24 protein-coding genes are annotated in these 19,871 nt (G+C 67.8%); 22 read left to right on the top strand and 2 right to left on the bottom strand.

Annotation, left to right across the window (positions count from 1 at the left end; translation table 11 throughout):
* Positions 1–3: 3 nt before the first annotated feature.
* From JAO81_RS25645 to JAO81_RS25635, 3 genes are all read left to right on the top strand, one after another.
* Complete coding sequence (locus tag JAO81_RS25645) at positions 4–216, top strand: hypothetical protein (protein WP_199550293.1); 213 nt, start codon at positions 4–6, stop codon at positions 214–216.
* A gap of 487 nt (positions 217–703) precedes the next feature.
* Positions 704–1,594 carry a LysM peptidoglycan-binding domain-containing protein gene (locus JAO81_RS25640; protein ID WP_199550292.1) on the top strand — a complete coding sequence of 297 codons (891 nt, stop codon included), beginning with the start codon at positions 704–706 and terminating at the stop codon, positions 1,592–1,594.
* Positions 1,595–1,606: 12 nt separating this feature from the next.
* Positions 1,607–1,843: a hypothetical protein gene (locus JAO81_RS25635; protein WP_199550291.1), complete on the top strand. Its 237-nt coding sequence runs from the start codon at positions 1,607–1,609 to the stop codon at positions 1,841–1,843.
* A gap of 49 nt (positions 1,844–1,892) precedes the next feature.
* Here JAO81_RS25635 and JAO81_RS25630 read toward each other — a convergent pair whose 3' ends face one another.
* A complete protein-coding gene (locus tag JAO81_RS25630; RefSeq protein ID WP_199550290.1) occupies positions 1,893–2,690 on the bottom strand; it encodes a helix-turn-helix domain-containing protein in 798 nt (265 codons plus the stop codon).
* Between the two features lie 191 nt (positions 2,691–2,881).
* Here JAO81_RS25630 and JAO81_RS25625 point away from each other — a divergent pair, with 191 nt between their 5' ends.
* The 6 genes from JAO81_RS25625 (at position 2,882) to JAO81_RS25600 (ending at position 7,688) form a co-directional block, all read left to right on the top strand.
* The gene (locus tag JAO81_RS25625) at positions 2,882–3,259 is read left to right on the top strand and encodes a type II toxin-antitoxin system RelE/ParE family toxin (protein ID WP_307813686.1); all 378 of its coding nucleotides are present in this window, start codon (positions 2,882–2,884) and stop codon (positions 3,257–3,259) included.
* Entirely contained in the window at positions 3,256–3,624 is a 369-nt protein-coding gene (locus JAO81_RS25620; RefSeq protein ID WP_199550288.1) for a helix-turn-helix domain-containing protein, read from the top strand. The genes JAO81_RS25625 and JAO81_RS25620 overlap by 4 nt, the downstream gene beginning before the upstream one ends.
* A gap of 707 nt (positions 3,625–4,331) precedes the next feature.
* Positions 4,332–4,910 (top strand): Secondary metabolite protein, encoded by a 579-nt coding sequence (locus tag JAO81_RS25615; protein ID WP_199550287.1) that lies wholly within the window; start codon positions 4,332–4,334, stop codon positions 4,908–4,910.
* Positions 4,911–5,256: 346 nt separating this feature from the next.
* Positions 5,257–5,760: a hypothetical protein gene (locus JAO81_RS25610; RefSeq protein ID WP_307813685.1), complete on the top strand. Its 504-nt coding sequence runs from the start codon at positions 5,257–5,259 to the stop codon at positions 5,758–5,760.
* Positions 5,761–5,764: 4 nt separating this feature from the next.
* Positions 5,765–6,991, top strand: a complete 1,227-nt coding sequence (locus JAO81_RS25605; protein ID WP_199550285.1) for an MAB_1171c family putative transporter — start codon at positions 5,765–5,767, stop codon at positions 6,989–6,991.
* A 67-nt stretch (positions 6,992–7,058) separates the two neighbouring features.
* Entirely contained in the window at positions 7,059–7,688 is a 630-nt protein-coding gene (locus tag JAO81_RS25600) for an HAD-IA family hydrolase (protein ID WP_199550284.1), read from the top strand.
* Between the two features lie 125 nt (positions 7,689–7,813).
* Here the strand turns inward: JAO81_RS25600 and JAO81_RS25595 are convergent, their stop codons facing one another.
* Complete coding sequence (locus tag JAO81_RS25595; protein ID WP_307813691.1) at positions 7,814–8,632, bottom strand: helix-turn-helix transcriptional regulator; 819 nt, start codon at positions 8,630–8,632, stop codon at positions 7,814–7,816.
* A 361-nt stretch (positions 8,633–8,993) separates the two neighbouring features.
* Here JAO81_RS25595 and JAO81_RS25590 point away from each other — a divergent pair, with 361 nt between their 5' ends.
* The 13 genes from JAO81_RS25590 to JAO81_RS25530 all read left to right on the top strand — a co-directional run bounded on the left by JAO81_RS25590 (position 8,994) and on the right by JAO81_RS25530 (position 19,445).
* Positions 8,994–10,208, top strand: a complete 1,215-nt coding sequence (locus JAO81_RS25590; protein ID WP_199550282.1) for a SpaA isopeptide-forming pilin-related protein — start codon at positions 8,994–8,996, stop codon at positions 10,206–10,208.
* A gap of 198 nt (positions 10,209–10,406) precedes the next feature.
* A complete protein-coding gene (locus tag JAO81_RS25585; protein ID WP_199550281.1) occupies positions 10,407–10,790 on the top strand; it encodes an Lsr2 family protein in 384 nt (127 codons plus the stop codon).
* 214 nt (positions 10,791–11,004) lie between these two features.
* Entirely contained in the window at positions 11,005–11,445 is a 441-nt protein-coding gene (locus tag JAO81_RS25580) for a hypothetical protein (protein ID WP_199550280.1), read from the top strand.
* On the top strand, positions 11,442–12,311 hold the full coding sequence (locus JAO81_RS25575; RefSeq protein WP_199550279.1) for a sortase: 870 nt from the start codon (positions 11,442–11,444) through the stop codon (positions 12,309–12,311). Before JAO81_RS25580 ends, JAO81_RS25575 begins: the two co-directional genes overlap by 4 nt.
* A 56-nt stretch (positions 12,312–12,367) precedes the next feature.
* Positions 12,368–12,691, top strand: a complete 324-nt coding sequence (locus JAO81_RS25570) for a hypothetical protein (protein ID WP_199550278.1) — start codon at positions 12,368–12,370, stop codon at positions 12,689–12,691.
* Positions 12,688–13,062, top strand: a complete 375-nt coding sequence (locus JAO81_RS25565) for a hypothetical protein (protein WP_199550277.1) — start codon at positions 12,688–12,690, stop codon at positions 13,060–13,062. Before JAO81_RS25570 ends, JAO81_RS25565 begins: the two co-directional genes overlap by 4 nt.
* A 435-nt stretch (positions 13,063–13,497) precedes the next feature.
* Complete coding sequence (locus JAO81_RS25560; protein ID WP_307813684.1) at positions 13,498–14,775, top strand: transcriptional regulator; 1,278 nt, start codon at positions 13,498–13,500, stop codon at positions 14,773–14,775.
* A 159-nt stretch (positions 14,776–14,934) separates the two neighbouring features.
* Positions 14,935–15,510: a DUF721 domain-containing protein gene (locus JAO81_RS25555; protein ID WP_307813682.1), complete on the top strand. Its 576-nt coding sequence runs from the start codon at positions 14,935–14,937 to the stop codon at positions 15,508–15,510.
* Between the two features lie 48 nt (positions 15,511–15,558).
* Positions 15,559–16,005 carry a hypothetical protein gene (locus JAO81_RS25550; protein WP_199550274.1) on the top strand — a complete coding sequence of 149 codons (447 nt, stop codon included), beginning with the start codon at positions 15,559–15,561 and terminating at the stop codon, positions 16,003–16,005.
* Positions 16,002–16,490, top strand: a complete 489-nt coding sequence (locus JAO81_RS44070) for a WhiB family transcriptional regulator (protein ID WP_199550273.1) — start codon at positions 16,002–16,004, stop codon at positions 16,488–16,490. The genes JAO81_RS25550 and JAO81_RS44070 overlap by 4 nt, the downstream gene beginning before the upstream one ends.
* A gap of 317 nt (positions 16,491–16,807) precedes the next feature.
* Entirely contained in the window at positions 16,808–18,523 is a 1,716-nt protein-coding gene (locus JAO81_RS25540; protein WP_199550272.1) for a DEAD/DEAH box helicase, read from the top strand.
* Positions 18,524–18,765: 242 nt separating this feature from the next.
* Complete coding sequence (locus JAO81_RS25535; protein ID WP_199550271.1) at positions 18,766–19,050, top strand: hypothetical protein; 285 nt, start codon at positions 18,766–18,768, stop codon at positions 19,048–19,050.
* Positions 19,047–19,445, top strand: a complete 399-nt coding sequence (locus tag JAO81_RS25530) for a hypothetical protein (protein ID WP_199550270.1) — start codon at positions 19,047–19,049, stop codon at positions 19,443–19,445. Before JAO81_RS25535 ends, JAO81_RS25530 begins: the two co-directional genes overlap by 4 nt.
* The last annotated feature ends 426 nt before the right edge of the window (positions 19,446–19,871 follow it).

The raw sequence follows: 19,871 nt of genomic DNA, 5'->3' as shown, positions 1-19,871 counted from the left end.
CGTATGCGTCATGGTATGACCTCGTCCACGGTCCTCACCGCACGTGCCGACACAGCCGGCCGGCCACGGGCTCCGAAACCTCAGTGGCAGAACCTGTTTGTCGAACCCCACGACCTTGGCGCCGTGGCCGGCCTGCGACCGCAACGGGCCATGGAGGACGAGGTGGGGGCGGAAGATCTGGCCCGGCTGCGGGACCGCTACCGGCGCCGGTCGTAGCGGCCGGGGCCGGGTAGCCGGGGCGGCGTCGGGGAGGAAGTCGCCGCCCTGGGCTTCTGGGGCCGGGACGGCGGTTCAGATCCGCAGTCCCGGCTGGTGACGAGCTAGGTCAGACGCGAACCCCTCGCACCGGTGCAGCATCCCCGAACTCCCGCCCGTACCGGTCGTGCTGGTGCCCCCGGCACGCCGGTCTGTCGCCCGCTTGGCTCACCCCGCCCCGCGTGCGCGGGGGCGATGCAGGTCAGGGTCTTTCGGCTCTGCCGCCCGGGCCTCGAAGTGGCCTTAACTCACCCTTAACTGTTGAAACGTCAGGAACTGGACCATGCACCGCCGCACACCCACCGCACCCGCACCGTGGTCATAGCCCACCGAGCTCATGCGGTGGATCGACCCCACAGCCCAGCCCCGCATCGCGATCGGCTGACCTGCGGATCCCTTTTCCCGCCTGCCCCTTACCGTCCTGCCCCGCACGTCTTGGGAGGTATCGATGACCCGCCTGCGCAGCGTGCTTGCCGCCGTGGCCCTGTCCACCGCGGCCGTCGCTCCGATGACCGTCATCGCCCCGGCCGCGAACGCCGCCACGGCGCCGGCGAGTCATACCGTCAAGCGCGGCGAGACCCTCGCAGGCATCGCCGCCATGTACAGGATCAAGGGTGGGTGGAAGACCCTCGCCGCCTGGAACAACCTGCCCGATCCGAACACCATCCGGGTCGGGCAGAAGCTGACCCTCACCGCCCCCAAGGCGACCGGCAAGCTGCTGCCCGCGACGATGAAGTCCACCGGCGGCGGCACACAACTGATCACCGTGACGGCTGCGTCGTTGAAGTCGACCACCGGCACCCTGACCTGGTGGACGAAGTCCGGGAAGGTGTGGAAGCAGGCCGGGACGGCTCCGGCCCGATTCGGCGCGAACGGCCTGGCCGACGGTGCGACGCGTAAGCAGGGCACCTGGACGACACCGACCGGGCTGTTCGGGATGCCGTTCGCGTTCGGCACCAAGCCGGCCCCCAAGGGCACCAGCCTGCCGTATAAGAAGGTCACCAACGCGTCATGGTGGTGCCAGGACAACAAGTCCACTTCATTGAACCGGTGGGTGGCCCCGCTGCCGAAGGACTGCCGGGCGAGCGAGGCCGAGCATCTCGCCGACTACACCGGGCAGTACGCGCACGCGGTCGTGATCGACTACAACTACGCCAAGCCCGTGAAACATCGGGGCGCGGGAATCTTTCTGCACGTCAACGGGCGTGGTGCAACGGCCGGTTGCGTGTCCGTACCGGCGGCGGCGATGGCGAAGCTGACCGCATGGCTCAAGCCGAACGCCACACCGCACATCGCGATCGGCACCACCAGTGGCACCACCGCCATCACCCGGTACTGAAGAAGGGGCGCAATGACGAACCTGAAGGGCCTGGCCGGGATGAAGAATCCGTTGCGCAATGGTGGACTGCTGGACCGGCTGTTCCCGGAACTCGCCATGTTCCTGCTGGCTGCGGCGGCCTGGAAGGGGATCTGGGGCCATGTGCCGGGCCCCGTCACCGTCCTGGCCGCCACAGCGGCCGTGCTGCTGCTCGCCCGGGTCGTGTACACGGTCATCCGCTCCGAGCGCACAGGCGACCGGAGTGCCTGACGGCACTGCGGACGCCGACCGCCGGGCCTGTAGCGCAGCGCCGTGGGCGCTATTCCGTCTCGTCGGCTTCGGTGACGATGAGGAGGCGCCAGCGGGGTTCGTTGTCGGGGGTGAACGGCACCAGGGTGATGGTGTACGGGGTGGTGCCGTGGCCGGCGAGGTACATGCGGCGCCGGTCGTTGCGTGGCGGGTGGGCCATGACGGGCAGGTCGGTGTCCCACAGGTCGGCGATGGTGGGGTTCGCGCGGACCGTGGCCACGACCTCGCGCAGGCGTTCGGCGGTGCGGTTCTGCTCGGCCTGGACCCGCAGTTGGGCGATCAAGGGGCGCGCCCAGGCGTGTTCCCAGTCGATGAGCTGGATGCGCGCCTCGGGGGAGGTGAGGGCCCAGACCATGGTGTTGATGCCGTCGCCCATGTAGGGGAAGTAGCGCAGCATCGCGGCGTTTACGGTGACGATGTCGAAGCACTGGTCTTCGATGCAGGCCGGCAGGCCGAGGTGTTGCACCAGGCGCCGCATGTGCTCGGTCAGGTCGTGGCGTTGAGTCCACGTGCGCATTGGCGGGGGGTGGTCGTGGGTGAGGCGGTAGAGGATCGTCCACTCGGCGTAGTCGAGATCCAAGACGCGGCGGACGGCTTCCAGGAAGAGGTCGCTGTATTCCTGGATCTTGCCGGATTCGAGGCGCCGGTAGGTGCTGTAGGAGACGTCGGCGAGGGCGGCGACCTCTTTTTGGCTGAGGCCGCGGCCGGTGCGGGGACCGTAGTGGGCGGTGAAGCCGGCGACGGCGTTCGGGTCGCGTCGCTCGCGGGCGCGGCGTACGAGTCGGGCCACGACCTGGCTGTACGGCACCAACACCATCCTCAGATCTCGATGACCGGGCCACGGTAAGAGGGCCCGGGGAGCGGGGGATTGCGGCGCGCGGGCAGGTCACCGGAGCGGCGCAGCGGCCACGGCAGATGGTGCTGGCCCGGGAGCTGCGCTGCTATCCAGGGTTTACGACCCGGAAGCCAGTATCAGATTTTCTTGATAGCCTGAGCTGTGTGAGCGAAGAGCTGTGGACCGTCGAGATCGAGCCGGAAGTACGGCAATGGCTCGACACCCTGCCACCTCGCCACTACAAGACGGCGGAGTTCGCGACCGAACGCCTCCAGGTAATGCCCACCACTCTCGGCGGCCAATGGTCTCGCCACCTGGGCGGCAAGCTCCGGGAGCTGCGCTTCGACTTGGACGGCAACGCGATCCGCCTCACGTACTGGCTGGCCCCCGGCCGGCGGATCGTGCTGCTGACGGTGTTCCGTAAGACGAAGATGCGAGAGAGCGCCGAGGTCGAGCGTGCTGAGCGCGCCTTGAAGCTGTGCGAGGCCGAACACGACGAAGCGCACGAGGCGTACAGCCGCAGCATCGAGGAGGAACTATGAGCCACAGTCGCTGGAAGACCACCAGGGAACGCAAGCTCACCGAGGGCTACAGCGAAGGCCCCAAGGAATCCGCGCTGCGGGCTGAGATCGCCGCCCAGTTCGCTCTCGGCCAGGCTGTCTACGACCGGCGCACGGAACTGGGCCTGTCTCAGAAGGACGTGGCCGACCGAGCCGAGATGGGGCAGTCGCAGATCTCCAGCATCGAAGGCGGCGGCACCCTTCCGAAACTGCAGCTGCTCTACCGCATCGCCCATGCGCTCGAAGCGCGCCTGGTGATCGATCTGGACACAGACCAACCCTCGTTCGACTTCCTGCCGCACGGCAAGACGGACCCGCGGCCCAACACCAAGCAGGGCGCCGCCTGACACCCCACCTGAGGAAGCTGGGATGCCGCGCACGCGGACCTCGACGTGCCTGGCTGTCTCAAAAGCTGGACATTCGCTAACGAACATATAACGCGCCATGTCGGGACTTTCGGCCCGTCTGACGGCAGGCCTAAAGACCCGACAGAGGCGCCTGACTGCATGCCAATTCCCCAGGTCAGGGCACTTCTCGCCGACATTGCCACGGCGCTCCCCCGGCGAGCGGCCGACACGGAGAGTAAGAGTGTTCTTTGAGTGACCACTCGGAGCCAAGGCGGACAGCCCGTCAGTGAGGGCGGGTGCCGTACCTTCCAAATACGCCTGACGCGCGACCCTTTCACTCCGTCCGAAGGCTCCGAATCTTCCTGCCTACGGCCCCCTTGAGGAGGTGACGCCCATGCACCCCATGCTCCTCCATGCGCGCTCGACGCTCGAGCGACGAGCCATCGCCGGCCGGTGCGCGTCGCTCCTCTCCTGGCCGGGCGGAACAAACGCTCCCGACCTGATGCCCGGCCCGCAGTTCCGATGGGCCGACCGCCCCCTCGCACTCGCATAAGCGAAGCGGTCGCCGGCCGCGTCAGCGAATGGCCTTCCGCGCCCCCGCGAAAAGGGAGCGTGCTCGACATTGCAACCTTCCCCCTTGGCGTGACCTACACAGCCGCCGACGCGACTGCACGACGGGGGTAACAGCACGAAACAGAGGGATCCCCATGTGGTGGAGGAGTAAGCAAAAGCGGTCGTCACCCCGCGCACTGCCCAACGAGGATGCCCACATCGGTGCACAACGGGCGGCGCAGGAGTGGCCCTTCCCGCCTCCGGTCCCAGAGCCGCCCCCGGCCGGGCCTGTAGACCGGGAGGCCTTCGCCGAGCGGCTGGAGTACCTGTTTACCAAGGTCCACCCGGTATCCCGCGGCCCGTACACCAACGCTGAAGTCGCACAGGAAATCCAGGCGTCCGGTGGGCCGGTCTCTTCCGCTCTGCTTCAGCAGCTGCGCACTGGCGAGGTGTGGGATCCGTCTTCGGCCGTCGTTGAGGCAGTGGCCGGCTACTTCGGCATCCAGACGGCCTACTTCTCCGACAGTGAGGTAGCCGAGCGGGTTCGGGCGCAGATCGAACTCCTTGAGGCGATGCGCGACGCCAAAGGCGCAGGGCTCAACGTGTGCCAGAGCGCGGGCCCTTTGTCCACTGAAGGGGTACGGGAGCTCACCAAGACGATCCGGGAAACCCAGCGGCTGGAAGGGCTACCCGACTCGGAACTTCCTGATCACGGCCTGGACCTGGACCACTGACACCCTTGCCGGTCAGCTGCTGCACGGCTGCGTGCGTACCGAAGAAATTTCGCCTCGCCGACCCCGTCAGAGAACGACCTTCTGCGACTCCCTAAATAGGGAACATGTTCGAATCCTGAATCTTGCGCCGCCTGCAGTCACTGATGCGACGGCACGACGCGCGACAGCAGCACACGCACGGAGAGGGTCCAGTCCAATGTGGTGGCGGAATTCGACAAACGGCGACCTTCCTCTGCGCCCAGGGTGGCGCTCGTTTTGCTTCCCTGGAGCGGCCACGCGTTGGGGGTGGCTGTGGCGGCGGGACCCTTCGAGGCGCGCTCTCGTGAAGGAATGCGAGAGGCTACTTGTGGATCTGCCCATTCCCACGCCCTTCAGCGTCGAGGCGCTGGTGCGGAACATGGAGCATGCGCTGAATCGCCAGATCCGGCTGGTGCCATTTGACGAGCATGACGGGGGGCCGGGCACTGCGTGCGGACTTCGGGTCAGGACGCCGGAGTTCACGATCGTGCTCTACCGCCGACGGCCCAGTCGTAACCAGACCGTGCACATCATCCTGCATGAGCTCGTGCACGAGTGGCTGGACCACGGAAGCAACCTGTCGGCTGAAGAGATTGAGCGGTACGTCCCTGAACACATCCGGGAGGAAGTCCTTCGGCGGTTCCCGTCGGCCGTCGTCCAGGGGCGAGTCAACTACGACAGTCCTGAGGAGAAGCAGGCTGAGATGTCGGCTTCTTTGATCAAGCGGTTGGCCCGCCGCCAGCCGGTCACTGGCAATGACATGGTCAGCCTTCTGGAGTCATCGCTGGCCCACCCTGTTGCCCCGCCGCGGCGCGGATCCAGCTCGGAGTGACGGCATGCTCGCCTACTTCCAATACCTAACGGCGGTGGTGATGACCGCTATTGCCGTTTGGCGATCTCCCGCAGTGCACTACGGAGACGCCCACCGGCGTGCCCTGTGGGGTGGTTACGCCGGGTTCGCCGTGGCTCTATGGCTCTACACGCCGGCTGTGGCGCAGGCTGTGGACCGCATCCCCGTGGTTGACCTGAGTGCTCTCCTGAGGCATTTCGCCAGCACCGCGGCCATCATCGCGTCCTTGACCTATGTCGCAACCAGCTACGGCAAGAGCACTGAGGCCGCGGTGCCTCGCTACGTCGCGGTGTCACGCTGGATCGCCCGTGCTTCCTATCGTGCAGGTGCGATAGGCGTGACCCTGCTCGTCATCCTCTTCTTCACTGTGGTGGACCGTCAGCGTCAGAGCGAAAACTTCATCAGCGATCATGCCGGGGAGTGGGGCGCCGCGGCCTACATGACCGTCTTCTACTTCTTTCCGCTCGTCACTAGTGCTGTCTGTGGCTATCAATGGACGCGCGCGGCCCGGGAAGCCGAGACAACCAGCATGCGCATCGGGCTCGGAGTGATGGGGATCTCGATGTGGATGGGGCTCCTCCACACGACGGCCCGAATCGGCATCGTGTGGGCAGCAGTGCTTTTCCCGATGAGTCCTTCCACGATGACGACGCTCGTCGATCTCACGGCGATGTGGATGAACCTGCTGTTCCTAATGGTGGCGGCGGGCGCGAGTATCCCCACCACCAGCGCGGCCGCTGCTCGTTGGAAAACATGGAGAACGCTCTACCGCCTGTACCCAATGTGGCTCGACCTGGTGAAGGCCTTCCCCGGGACGAGTCTTTACCCGCCAGGGTCGCGCCTGGCGGAGATGCTTCACATGCATGCCCCCAGCGATGTCCGCCTGGACCGATGGACCCAGGACATCGCCGATGCCTGCGACAAGCTCCGGTATTACGCACCGGAGACGCTGCTGTGGGCTGCTGAAGAAGCCACCGCAGCGCACTCTGACCCCGAACCGGCAGCCGAGGCGTACTGGATTGCAGCAGCGCTTCGATCCGTTGCCTTCGCCCAGGCCAGCCCGTACGCCACAGTGGCGCTGCCGGCGAAGCCGTTCGTTGACACGGACAGCGAGGCAGCCTGGCTGATGAGGGTCAGTGCGGTATATGCGCAGATCAGCAAGGCCGATGTAGAAGGGCTTCTTCGGCAGTCCGAAAAGCTGGGGCTCGAGTAGCGCGCATGAAGCACCGAAACCTAGAACACGACATTCCCCCTCAATTTCTCATCACTGGAGTTCCTGCATGTCTCACCGCACCGGCCTCATCCTCGATTTTGGTGGAGTTCTCACCACGCCGCTCCTGCCCGTGGTTCTCGCCTTTGAGCAGCGTGAAGGACTAACCCAGGGGGCATGCATCTCTGCTCTCTACCAGGACGAAGAGGGTGTCCGGATCACCAGCGATCTCGAGCGCGGAGCGGTCAGCCAGACAGAGTGGAACGAGATTGCGGGTAAGAAGCTCGGAGTTGCTCCTGACAACCTGATGGGCAGGATCTTCGGCGACCTGCGCCCTGAACCGCTGCTGATCAATGCTGCCGCCGAGGCGAGGCGCGCCGGGATCAAGGTGGGCATCTTGTCCAACTCTGTGGGGCTTGCCCCTTGGGACCTCTACGAGGGCTACGACCTTGAGAAGCGGTACGACGCCGTTGTGATTTCCGAGCACTACCAGATGCGCAAGCCTGACCCCGAGCTCTTCGAGATCGCGCTCAAGGCAATGGGCATGCCAGCCAGCCAGTGCGTTTTCGTCGACGACTCCGAGGCGTACGTACAGGCGGCGGAGCAGCTCGGCTTCGCAGGGGTACACAACAACGACCCCAGGCAGACGGTGGCCGCCCTCTCGAGCCTGCTCGGAGTGGACTTGTCCGCTGTGTCGTAGTCAGCTGCTGCGGCAGGCCGGAGGGACATCCCCGAGCCTTGGCTTGCATGAGGAGGCCAGAGGCCGGGGATGTGGGGTCGGTTGAGGCTGGCGGACGCCTGTCCCAAGGCTGGTCTCGCTGGGGCCTATGCGTCCGGCAGCTTGTGCTTCAGCTCTCCGACGACATCGTTGATCTTCGCCATTAGGTCTGCTGACAAGCCCTTGTGGTTACCACGTGCAGCCAGGCCAAGGATCTGGCCTTGGTGAATAGACCCGAGGAAGCGGACGGCTTCGAGGAACTCGCGGACTTCAGTAGTTACTTCTACGTCATCGTGGAAGATGGCGACGTCGACCTGGAGGGCATATGCCAGGCCTGCGCGCACTGCCTCCGAGACGTCTGTCGTCGCACCCGTGCGGAGTGCGGCGATGTCGTCGGCCGTCATGCTTGCCATGCCTGCATGCTCGTTGACGGCCTGCGCGATCTGCTCGTCGGACGGCGGAGCCTGTCCGACGTAACCGTGTTTGAGCAGATAGTTGATCTTCTCTCCCACGGTGCGCGGCGCGGACGGCTCTGAAGCGCGAAGTCCGAACGACACATCCTGTGCAGTCAGCAGCACTTCCACCGTGACCCCGTAGGCCTGTGCGAGCGGGCCCACGTAAGCATCCTGGAGGCGGCGCCGACCGGATTCTGCGTTGCTCAGGGGTACGCGGCTGGCGTTGATGACCTCGGATGCCTGCGCCACGCTGAGGCCTGCGTCGCAGCGCAGGAGCTGCAAGTCCGCAGGTCCGTCAAAGGGGAAGAGGGCGTCGAGGTCCTGCTGGAGCGCTGCGGCGATCCCCGGCAGTTTCTCGCCCTTTGGGAAGTCCTCGCCGCTCTCCCAACGCGCAACGGCCGGGCCGCTCACGCCCAGCATCGCGCCCAGCTCCTTCTGGCTGAGCTCTCTACCGCGTCTGACAGCGCGCACCCGGCTGCCATCGAACTGCCGTGGCACATGAACTCCTGCTAGTTGGCGGTCTAGCCGACTGGCCCTATAAGGGACAAAGAGGCTTGATCGATCCACGTACTTAGTGTACGTTTTCGTATCAATGCTGGTGGTTGGGCGCTAGAGCTTATGCCCCTTTGTTTCACCACCTCGTATGACCCGCCCTTAGAGGGCGGGTCGCCGGACCCGGTCACCTAGCTTCCGAGGCCGATGTGTGGCCGGGCCCGGCTCCATCACCACCAGAGTGGAGACATGCATGAGTTTCGCATCATCGTCGGCGCCTGCGCATCATCGTCAGCGGTTTCGGTGTTCGGTTGTTGCTGGTACGGCGGCTGCGCTGGGCGTGGGCGTCCTGCTCGCGCCGGGTGCGATAGCCGCGGACGGCAGCGACGCGAAGACGGTGCCGGGTGTGCTGTCGGATACGTTCGGACCGGGCATGAGGATCCCGGATTCGGACGGGAACCCGGGCGCCTCGCATATCGGCGGCTATATCAAGGTGCCGAACCTGCCGGCGACCAAGGTTCTCTACTGTGCGGATCCGCTGGACCTTGGTCCTGACGCCTCCGGCGGGTACAAGCCGGAGAAGCTGCACACGTCCTGGACGTCCCGGATGACGGGGAAGCAGGTCCCGACCGTCAACGTGATGCGCGTGTCCTACGTGCTGTACAAGTACGGGCAGACCACCTCGGACGCGCAGGCCGCAGCCGTCGACGCCGCCACCTACACCTACCTCAACCCGGGCACCGAGTACGCACTGCCGAACGGCAAGCGGGCGCTGGAGCGTCTGAGTTACCCGAACGTGCCCGCCGAGGTGAAGACCAAGGCGAACGCGTACATGCAGGAGGCGGCGAAGTTCGCCGGCCCCTACAAGGTGAACGTGACGCCGAAGACGCCGACGAGCGGGCTGAAGCCGGGCTCGAAGGTCGAGGCAGAGGTCACGGTGACCTCGGCATCCGGGACGAAGGTGCCGAACGTGGCGCTGGATTACACCTGGTCGAACACCGCTGGCGCGGAGGGTGAGACCACGACCGGCGCGGACGGGGTGGCCAAGGCCGTGCTGACGGTGAAGGACCCGGGTGCTGCGTCGATCAAGGCGACGGCGAAGAATCTTCCCAGCACTGCGCTGACGGCGGTCGAGCCGAATGACAGCAAGGCCCAGCGGATGCTCGTCGTCGGGCAGAGCGCGATCGCGACCGGGCAGACCGGGTTCCAGGTGGACGCCCTCAAGGGTGGCGTCAAGGTCGTCAAGACGGCGTCCGACACGAACAAGCCCCTGGCCGGGGTGGAGTTCGAGGTCAAGGACAAGACCGGGAAGACCGTCGCGTCGGGTAAGACCGACGCGAAGGGCCAGTGGTCTGTAGTCAGCCTCGCGCCCGGTGAGTACACCGTGCACGAGGTCAAGGCGGTCGACGGCTTCCAGCTTGCTCCCGACCAGAAGGTCACGGTGACAGACGGGAAGACGACCGAGGCGAAGGTCGTCGACGAGAAGATTCCCGAGCAGCCGAAGCCGAAGCCGCGTCCGGTGACGATCCCTGTGCTGCCCAAGACCGGCATCTGACCGCTCGTCTCTGACCTTCTTGTGATGCGCGGCAGCCCTCGAGGGTTGCCGCCCCTGTGGGCCGGGGTTCGCGCCGTACGCCGGCATTTCACTCCTTGCCGGTGCATCGCCGCACCAGTGGTGCGTAGCGCGGCGCGAACCCCTCCACCCCCACACCCTCCTTCTCTTCTGCTTGTTCTGCACCCTCCGGAGCACGTCATGGCTCAGCAAGTTGTCCGCTACTTCACCGATGACCTGAACGGTGAGCGTGGCGAGGATGTCACCACCCACACCTTCGCCCTCGACGGGCACACCTACGAGATCGACCTGTCCGCCGGCCACTACGAGCAGCTTTGCGACGCGCTGGCGCCGTACCTGTCGGCCGGGCGACGGCTGAAGAAGACCCCCGCAGGACGGCCGGTCACACGTGTCAGTGGTCCGGATCCGGTCGCGGTCCGCACCTGGGCGCAGGAGCAAGGCATCACGGTCAACGCACGTGGCCGGGTGCCGCGTCCGGTCATCGAGGCGTACCTGGCGGCCGTGGCTGGCAACCAGAACACGCCAGCGGTCGGCGTCTCCGCGCCGGAACAGGCCGTGGCCTGACCGGCGTTCGCCCGTCCCGCCGTCCCGCCGTCCTGCTTTCTCACCCCCCTTTCCTTCCTGTTCGGAGTCTGCGATGTCCGACACCCTCAACACCCCGAATACCGCCCCTGACACCCTCGCGTCTGCCCCCAGTACGCCCGCCACCGCGCCTGCCTCCCCTTCACCGGCCCCCGATGTTGCTGCTCCCGGGGCGGCCGGTGGGGGAGTGGGCGGGGTGTTCACCCCGTCCGGCGCCGAAGCCCAACAGGCAGAGCTGAACGGGCTGTTCAATACCAACTGGTCGCATTTGCTGGCCTGGTGCCCGAACACCGCACGGCTGAACGCCTCCCACCACCGCGCCTACGACGGCACCGTCCCGTTCGACGGCCCGCACGGGGCATGGGATCTGTACACCCTCACGGACTGGCAGACCTATCGCGGCCGCTGCGATTCCCAGGCCCGGCTGCCCGGCGCACACGATGCGATGCCCTCCTGGCTGCGCGAGCGTGCCGACCTGTACCTGGCCCCGCATGCCCTGACGGTCACCGGCGTGCTGGCCGACTCGTACTGGGCGGTCTTGAACAACGGCATGTTGCTGGATGCGCCGGTGTACTTCCTAGCCACCGCCCCGCTGCCCTCCTACGGCACCACCCACGACGAGGAGACGGCCCGATGAACCACCGCGACAACACCCCGGACCGTCCCCAGGGCTCCTCGTACCCTGCCGACAGCCCTCTGCTCCTCCCGGCCAACGAGCCGTTCGGAGAGTCGCGTTCGGCCCGCCGCACGCTCCTGATCGGCGTGACCGCGGCTGCCGTTCTTGTCGCGGCTGGTGTCGGCTATGGCGTCGTCAGCAAGCCGAGTTCGGACAAGAGCACGCCGGCTTCTGCGGCCTCGCACACGCCCGCTGCCGCAGCCAGTTCTTCGACTGGTTCGCCGGATCCGTTGACCGGTCAGCTCGGCGGCGACCCCACCACCCCCGACCACACCAAGACGGCCGTCACCGATGCGACGAAGGCTCTCGCCTCCTGGTCCGCGACGAACCCGGCTGGTACCGGCTCTCATGCGGTTGGTGGCAGCGCTGCTTCCGGCTCCGGCGGGAAGATCGCCGAGGTTCTGCGGATTCCCGCTCTCGGCACCGACTGGGCGCAGCCCGTCTACCAGGGCGTCGGGGACAAGCAACTGCGCGCAGGGGTGGGCCAGTTCGTTGGTACTGAGCGGGCGGGCCAGGTGGGTAACCATGTTCTGGGCGGTCACCGTTCTGGTGTCGCGTCCCCGGCGTTCCGTGGGATCGAGAAGGTGAAGACGGGGGCGACGGTCACGGTGACCACCAATGCCCGCATCACCTACACCTACAAGGTCACCAAGATCTCCCGTGTCGCCCCCACTGACGTGAACGTGATCGCGCAGGTCCCCGGCAAGCCGAACGCCACACCCACGAAGGCGAAGCTCACGTTGGTCACGTGCTGGCCGGCCGACGGCTCCAGCCACCGTGTCGTCGTCGAGGCCGACCTCACGAGCAGCCATGGGGGCACGCGGTGAACGCCCGGCTCCTGCACCGTCTGCAGGCCACGTGCCTGACTGGCAGGCAGGTGTCCATGACCGGCCAGGGCTCGCTGGCTGCGTTCGCCGACGCGGTGAACGCGCCCAGCCTGCACACGCTCGACCTGCTCGCCATGCCGGAACCGGCATCGCTCGAGGAGGCCCTCGCGCTGCGTCACCGGGTCATGGAGGCCCGCCGGCAGGCCCTGGCGGATTTCGAGCTTGCCTGGGGGCTGGCGGAAGCGGCCGCGTACCGGCAGGTGGCCCGCCACATGCCCGCCGAGACGACCACCACCGCCGCCCCCGACCCCGGCATCGACGGCAAGGACACCAATCCCGCTTTCACGCCGCACAGCACGCTCTTGGGAGGTCAGTCATGAAGACCGGCAGGCAGGCTTCGAAGGTGCCGTCGCGTCCGTTCCCGCAGTACAACCCGGACCGGGCCAAGACCGAGTTCACCGCGATCACCCTCCTCACTCAGGGCCTGCCGGAGCACGAAGTACGCGCCATCACCGGCCTGTCGGTCCGGCGGGTGCGGGAGCTGGCCACGATGTGTGCTGAGGAAGCCGACAACCCGATGGTCCCGGTGAATGTGTGCAAGCGGGCGAACACCCCGCAGTACGGCACCGTGCGCGAAACCCGCCGGCAGGCGGTCATGCGCCGCTTCCTGCCCCGGCCCTTGACCCGTTCCAGGTCCTGGCCGCCCCGCGCACCAGAACCCGTGCAGACCGCCCTCGACCTCGACGGGTAACCCCCGGCCGCCCCTCTCCAACCCGCCACCACATTTCGCTCCGCCACGGCCCAGCCGCGTCCCGCTGATGCGGCTGGGTCTGTTTTGCGCTACCCGAAAACACGAGACCCGACCATGCACCCCACCACTTCCGCTCCTCCCTTGTTCCCCCACCCGACCGACCGCGCTCGGATCGCTGCTCCCGGTAGCAGCTCATCGCGTCCTGGAACCGCCGCGGTTGCTGCACCCGCGCCCGCTGCGGCCGATGGCATGGATCCCGCCGTGCTGCCCGAGTTGTTTGTGGCGGAGTCGGCGCAGTGGGTGTCGACGACGTCGGGCCGTGTCGCTGGGGATGGCTATTCGTGGATGCAGGCCGTGCATTGGGTTGCCGGGGCGGGCCTGTACGTGCCGCGCCGTCACCGCTCGCACGGCCCGCGGTCCTTCAGCGTGACGACGGTGCGCGTCGCGCAGGAGCTGGCGCAGCTCTCCCCGTGCCGGCCGGGCATCAGCTTTCTGGTGCGCCGCACGGGCTTGTCGGAGCGCAGCGTGGAGTACCAGCTGCAGATGCTGCGCGAAGCGGGCCTGCTCGCGTACGTCACGAAGGGCACGCGGGTGTGTAGGGGTGTGGCGCAGGCCTCCGAGTTCGCCCGCATGATCCCGCCCGCCTTCGACCAGGCCCTCGGCATACGTACGGTCGGTGAGGGCACCGGGCGGAGGATGACCGGCATCGCCGAGACCGGCCGGGAGTTGATGGCCCGCCTGGCGAAGAAGGCCGCCCGCAAGGTCCGCACACCGCGCACGAAGCCGTCCACGAACACAGGCGCGAAGAGGGGCTCGCTGGCGGCCGCCAGTGCCTCCACGAAGCAGTCCCCGAAGGTGCCGGGTGAAGCGTCTGCGGCGGCTGTTTCGCAGGGGCCGCGTTGCACCCCAATGGGGGGTGGTTCCTCAACGTCTTCTTCTGCGGGTACTACCTACTTCCCCCCTGAGAACAGCTTCGCAAGCGGGGAAGGCAAGTCCCCCACCCAGAAGAAGTCCAAGGCGAAGGCCGGTGGCCGGCGGAGACTGAACAAGATCGGCCGCCGCTACCAGCTGGCCCGTGAACTCATCGAGCAGGTGGACTGGCTCCACGGCTGCTCGATCCCCCGGATCGCCTGGGTCGCCCGTCACGTTGCCGATGCCGGGTGGACGGTGGCCGAGGTCCGCGCCTGGCTGCACCAGCGCGGTACGGCCGCCTGTGTGCGCCGCCCCTCGGGTCTGCTCGCCGTCCTGCTGACCGGGGCCGAAACCGTCCGGGACACCCCCGCCAAGCGGGCCGACGCGGTCGCCCAGTGGCATGCCGCGCAGGAAGCCGCCCGCCGTCACCGCATCCAGCAGGTCCGGGAACAGGCCGAACGCCTGGAGGGCGCCTGGCAGGCCCCGACCAGCCCGGCCGTGCAACGCGAGGTCACTGCGGCGTTCACTGCCGCGTTCAGCCCGTCGCAGCCCGCCGCTGTATCTGACACCGAGGCGCTGCCTGTGCTGTCCGGCATCGAGGACCTGGACCCGGCAGAGATCGCTCGGGACCGTGCCGAGGCCTGGCAGCGGCTGCGGGGCGGCGACACCGACCTGATCACCGGGGCCATCGACTCCATGGGCCACGACATCGCGGAACACCTCTACGGCACCGCCCTGGTACACCGCGCCCTGCAACTCGCCCACGGCGCACGCAGCGCCCTGATGACCTACGGCCGTTAGGAGCCCCCGATGACCGCGACAACCCCACCCCCGCAGGGGCCCACCGGTGAGCTTGTGGGTGTTGACCTGGCTCGAGTCGCGTTGCATCAGGCCCGGGCCGCAGCCGCTCAGCACAGCGAGGCCAAGCCTCCTGCACGCGCACGGCGCACAGCACGCACGGTGCGCCGTGACGGTCGCGAGCCGAGCGGATTCGCCGCCGTCCTCGAGCACCTGGTGGCCCAGCGGGCCTGGGAACTCCCGGTGGCCGGCGGCAGCCTGCTCAACCACTGGCCCGCCATCGCCGCCAGCGTCACCCCGGCTCTGGCCGACCACGTGACCGCTGTCGCCTTCCACCCCGACAGCGGCCAGCTGGACCTGCGCCCCGACTCAGCCGCCTACGCCACCCAACTGCGCCTGCTCACCGCCCGCATCATCCACGCGGCCAACGACCACGCAGGCACCGAAACCGTGCGCTCCGTGCGCGTGCTGCCTATCGGGGCACCACCCCCACCCCCACACGACACCCACCCACAGTCGCTCGCGCCTGCACCCGACGCAGCCGACGCACCTCCATGGCCGCCCAGCACCCCACCAGCCGGACTGCACCAGGCCCGGCAAGCGATGAAGGCCCACCGCAACACGCCCTGTTCCCGGACCGCGCCAGCCGCCCCGGTATCGAGCCTCCTTCAACGAGAAGACCGGGCCCGGCACTTAGCCCGCCTCGCCGCCCGTCCCCTGCCCGAAGACACCACCTGAGGACCCGCATCACCCACCGGCGGCCCGCCCAAGAAAGAACCCGACCCGATGATCCACACCCCCCACGCCCGAAACCCGCTGCACCAGTGCTGCGAACCCACGCGCTGCCACCGCCTGCTCGGTATGGCCGAACCGCTCTACCGCACCTTCACCGATCACCCCTATGACAGGGCGTTGTCGTGCGAGGTCATCGAGACCCTGGCCCAGGCCATCGACAACACCGCTGCATACGGCAGCCAACTCGCCGAGTTCACCGAGCACTTCCATGCGCGCCTGGAGCGCAACCTGGCCGACTACGGGCCCACCAGCGCCCACGCCCTCAAGCACGGCCGCTATGGCCGCTACCGACTTGCCGGCCAGCCGGAGAGCCTGATCGTGTTCGAGCGGCTGTCCCAGGTGCGCTCCCGGTTCCGCCTGCGGAGCGCTTGGAACGACAGCGAGCTGCCGGAGACGATGCTCACGGACATGGGCCAGATCTGGGGTGTTGCGCTGTGACCTGCCTGACGCAGCCGGAAACTGCCGCCCCCAGCGGCCGCCACCGCACATCCCACGCCCTGCCGGACGCCATCCCGGTGGATCACAACCCGCTGAACCAGCGCGCGGCCACGGGCCTGGTGCCTTCGTGTGCGACTACCGACCCCGAGGTCTTCCACTCCACAGCTCCGACTGCCATCACGTTCGCCAAGACCCTGTGCGCCCACTGCCCCCTCCAGCAGGCATGCCGGACCTGGGCGCGCCAGCACCGGGAATGGGGATTGTGGGGTGGCGAGACCAGCAGCGAACGCGCAGCGGCCGGCTTCCCACCCCTGTACTTCGAACGCCCCGGCTACCCCCGCGGCTCCAAGACGCTCGGTGAGCTCCGCCCATGCGGCACCCCGGCCGCCTACCGGCGCCACCTGCGCGCCGGAGAAGAACCCTGCGAACGGTGCCGCGAAGCCGAGCTCCGCAGGCAGGCGCAGCGTCGCCCACTAGCGGCGTGAGCTGGTCCTCTTTCGCCGACTGTCAGGTCAGGACTGCGTGGATACATTCGTCTGGATTGAACCGGAGATGCGCATGTCCACCGCCACCCCAGAGCCCGCCCCGCCCCCGTACCTCACGATCGCTGAGGTCCTACCGGGGAAGGCGGCGTCCCCGCTGACTGCGCCCGGCGACGAGTCTCTGCGCAACGCGCCGGCCAAGGCTGGAGCGCGGCGGGGTGCGTGATGGCCAATGGGGCCGACGCTCCCCCAATGCATCGGGAGCTGGGCAGCGTGTTGCCCGGCCTGGTCATCCTTCCCAGGAAAGGCACGGTGTCAGTATGGCTGCGCCCACCTCGGTCGTTCCCCTAGCCCTGCGCGATCAGGCGGGGCTGACACTGCGGCCCTACCAGCAGGAAGCCGTCACCGCGATCGCCCGAGGACTCGCCGAGGCAGGCGCGCGGGGCCAGCTGCGGGCGGCCTGCGGTTCGGGCAAGACGCTGATCGCTCAGCTGGTGGCGCAACGCCTCGTACGGTCCGGCACGGTGGCGGTGCTGGTGCCCTCGCTGGCCCTGGTCGCCCAGACTCTGACCTCCTGGCGCCGCCACCATGTGGGCGGGCAGCCGCTGCGGGCGCTGGCGGTGTGCTCCGACGACACCGTCGCCGACGCCCCGGCCCACCTGGATGACCTGGTCGCGCTCAGCAGCGGCCCGGTCACGACCGAGGTGCCGGTGATCGCCGAATGGCTGTCCGGGCAGCCGGCCGGCCAGCCGTCGCTGATTGTGGGAACTTACGCCTCGGCCGACAAACTGGCCGCCGCCGTCCGCAGCCACGGCCGCCCGCTGGATCTGCTGATCGCGGACGAGGCCCACCACCTCGCCGGACCCACCGACGCCGCCACCGCGAAAGTCGTCGACTCCGCGCGGCTGCCCGCACGGCGGCGCCTGTACATGACCGCCACCCCCCGCCTCAACGAGGGCACCGACCACAACGGGGCCGGCTGGCACACCATGGACGACCAGACGGTGTTCGGGCCGGTGCTGTACGACTACCCGTTCGCCCGCGCGATCGCCGAGGGCTACCTGGAGGACTACCGGGTCGTCGTGGTCGGCATCGCCGACGCCCAGGCCCGAAACCTGCTCACCGACCCCGACGCCCACTACACCGACCACCCCGGCGGGCCGTCCCTGCACACCATCGTCGCCCAGGCCGCCCTGGCCAAAGCCCGCGAACAGTTCACTCTGCGCCGGGCACTCACCTTCCACCACTACGTCACCGACGCACACGAATTCGCCTCCACCCTGCCCGCCACCCTCGCCCGCCTCGGCAGCACCACCGGCCTGACCACCGCACACATCAACGGCCAGATGGACCACCGCCAGCGCGAACAGATCCTCCACCAACTGCGGGAGGTACCCGCAGACGGCTGGAGCGTGGTCTCCAACGTGCGCTGCCTGGGCGAGGGCGTCGACGTACCGGCCGTCGACGGCGTGCTGTTCGCCCACCCCAAACGCTCCACCGTCGACATCGTCCAAGCCGTCGGCCGCGCCCTGCGCCGCCACCCGGACACCCCCGGCCCCTCCACCATCATCATCCCCATCGTCGTCCCCGCCGAGCAGGGCGAGATTGGCGACCTCGACCCCAAGGACTACGCCACCATCTGGCACGTCCTACGCGCCCTACGCGCCCACGACGAACCCCTCGGCACCGCCCTGAACCACCAACGCAGCCACAACCCGGCCGCCACACCACGTCTCCCCGAAAAGATCACCATCGTGCTGCCTCCCGGCACCAGCACGCACTTCCTCGACCAACTCACCCTCCTCACCGTCCGCCAAACCACCAGCCCCTGGTGGGAGGGATACACCCGCGCTACCAGCTACCACACCGAGTACGGCCACCTGGGCGTGCCGGACGACTACCGCACCGAGGATGGGTTCCACCTCGGCTCCTGGATCGGCGACCAGCGGAAGGCGTACCGCAAGGGGGTCTTGGCGCAGGAGCGCATCGCGGCCCTCGAAGCACTCGACATCGTCTGGGATATGCGCAACCGGTGAAGACAGCTGAAACGGATGCCGCCGAGCATTCCGGGTGCTCCAAGCCGATCGGGGAGAACGGGCATTCCATGCCAAAACGTCCTCATCTGGATTGACGATACGCCGAACGATCTCGCCCTGCCCTGCGATCGCCGGCGTCTGCGCGCCAGGGGAAGGTGGGCCGGGCAGCGCGCCCGGCGGCGTCGATGCCCGAGGGTGGAAACGGCACTCACGCATCGCTATAGGTGAGCTATAGTTGGATTATGGCTTCCACGACGATTCAGGTGCCCCGGGAAACGCGTGACCACCTCGCTGAGCTCGCCAAGGAGCGCGGGGTAAGCATTGGCCAACTGGTCGAGACGCTCGCTGCGCAGACACCGACCGCTGCTCAGCGGGCCGAACGGCTCGCCGCTGACCGGGACGTCGTACGCAACGTGATCGGCATCGGCATCAGCGATGAAGAATTCGAGCAGGCCCCCGACATCCTCGGCAATATCTACAAGATCGCCGCAGCCAAGACCCGGGCCGCTCGGGGCGACGCCGCGTGATCATCCTGGACACCAGCGCCGTCAGAGCACTCGCAGAAGGACATAAGGCGCTCAACCTGCTCGCCGGCAACATGGCCAGGACTCCAGGCGACCGCCTGATCGTCCCCGCTCTGTGTCTGATGCAGGCCGAATCCGAAGACGAGAACCTCTCCCAGCGGGCGCTTGCGTTCTCCTCCGTCGTGGTCGACGGCCTCGACACGGTCGCCTCCGTCACCGTGGGAACGATGATCCGCGACGGCTACGGCGGCCCCGACACCTGCCACGCCCTGTACTGCGCCCTGCCGCGCGCGGAGTTCACCGGGATGTCGATCCTGCTGACAGCGCAAGAAGCGACGTATCCGCCCGGCGTGCTGACCGTCGACATCGACTCGCCCGGCATGCTCGGCTTCCACTAGGACCCTGCCCCAACCCACCCCCACGGCACGAACGTTAGGTGCGCTGAACATGGCGAGCGATACGTCGGTACCCCTCGCGGGCTGCGCCGACTGTGCGGGCAGTACCCGTCCCGGTTACATCACCGCCTGGGTCGAAGACGGCGGCCGGATGCGGTCGGTGTGGCGTCGCTGCCCGGCGCAGTGCACGGCGCAGTCACGGGCCGAATGCATCGCCCGCCAGCAGCAACTGCGTACCGAACAGGCACAGAAGCCTGCTGGGCCGTCCGCCCCTGCTGCCCCCGCGAGTACTCCCGCTGCGCCTGCTGCAACGCCTGTGCCCACGCCCGGTGCCGGGCCGGCACGGAAGGCGAGCCCCCGTCCGGTCAGCCCCTATGCCCCGCGCCCGGCTTATGGCCAGGGCCGCCCGGTGGCCGCGCGACGCGGTGC

The sequence above is a fragment of the Streptomyces sp. N35 genome (assembly GCF_016464295.1).
GTDB lineage: Bacteria > Actinomycetota > Actinomycetes > Streptomycetales > Streptomycetaceae > Streptomyces.
Note: the sequence above shows the minus strand (reverse complement) of the source record. Positions and strands in the feature narration are given on the sequence as shown.

What these genes read in the sequence shown, in the direction of transcription:
- JAO81_RS25575 (WP_199550279.1), top strand. Translation starts at nt 11,442, where the DNA reads ATGAACCACCGCGACAACACCCCGGACCGTCCCCAGGGCTCCTCGTAC.
- JAO81_RS25605 (WP_199550285.1), top strand. Translation starts at nt 5,765, where the DNA reads ATGCTCGCCTACTTCCAATACCTAACGGCGGTGGTGATGACCGCTATT.
- JAO81_RS25570 (WP_199550278.1), top strand. Translation starts at nt 12,368, where the DNA reads ATGACCGGCCAGGGCTCGCTGGCTGCGTTCGCCGACGCGGTGAACGCG.
- JAO81_RS25585 (WP_199550281.1), top strand. Translation starts at nt 10,407, where the DNA reads ATGGCTCAGCAAGTTGTCCGCTACTTCACCGATGACCTGAACGGTGAG.
- JAO81_RS25645 (WP_199550293.1), top strand. Translation starts at nt 4, where the DNA reads ATGCGTCATGGTATGACCTCGTCCACGGTCCTCACCGCACGTGCCGAC.
- JAO81_RS25615 (WP_199550287.1), top strand. Translation starts at nt 4,332, where the DNA reads ATGTGGTGGAGGAGTAAGCAAAAGCGGTCGTCACCCCGCGCACTGCCC.
- JAO81_RS25600 (WP_199550284.1), top strand. Translation starts at nt 7,059, where the DNA reads ATGTCTCACCGCACCGGCCTCATCCTCGATTTTGGTGGAGTTCTCACC.
- JAO81_RS25550 (WP_199550274.1), top strand. Translation starts at nt 15,559, where the DNA reads ATGATCCACACCCCCCACGCCCGAAACCCGCTGCACCAGTGCTGCGAA.
- JAO81_RS25540 (WP_199550272.1), top strand. Translation starts at nt 16,808, where the DNA reads ATGGCTGCGCCCACCTCGGTCGTTCCCCTAGCCCTGCGCGATCAGGCG.
- JAO81_RS25635 (WP_199550291.1), top strand. Translation starts at nt 1,607, where the DNA reads ATGACGAACCTGAAGGGCCTGGCCGGGATGAAGAATCCGTTGCGCAAT.
- JAO81_RS25565 (WP_199550277.1), top strand. Translation starts at nt 12,688, where the DNA reads ATGAAGACCGGCAGGCAGGCTTCGAAGGTGCCGTCGCGTCCGTTCCCG.
- JAO81_RS25535 (WP_199550271.1), top strand. Translation starts at nt 18,766, where the DNA reads ATGGCTTCCACGACGATTCAGGTGCCCCGGGAAACGCGTGACCACCTC.
- JAO81_RS25620 (WP_199550288.1), top strand. Translation starts at nt 3,256, where the DNA reads ATGAGCCACAGTCGCTGGAAGACCACCAGGGAACGCAAGCTCACCGAG.
- JAO81_RS25640 (WP_199550292.1), top strand. Translation starts at nt 704, where the DNA reads ATGACCCGCCTGCGCAGCGTGCTTGCCGCCGTGGCCCTGTCCACCGCG.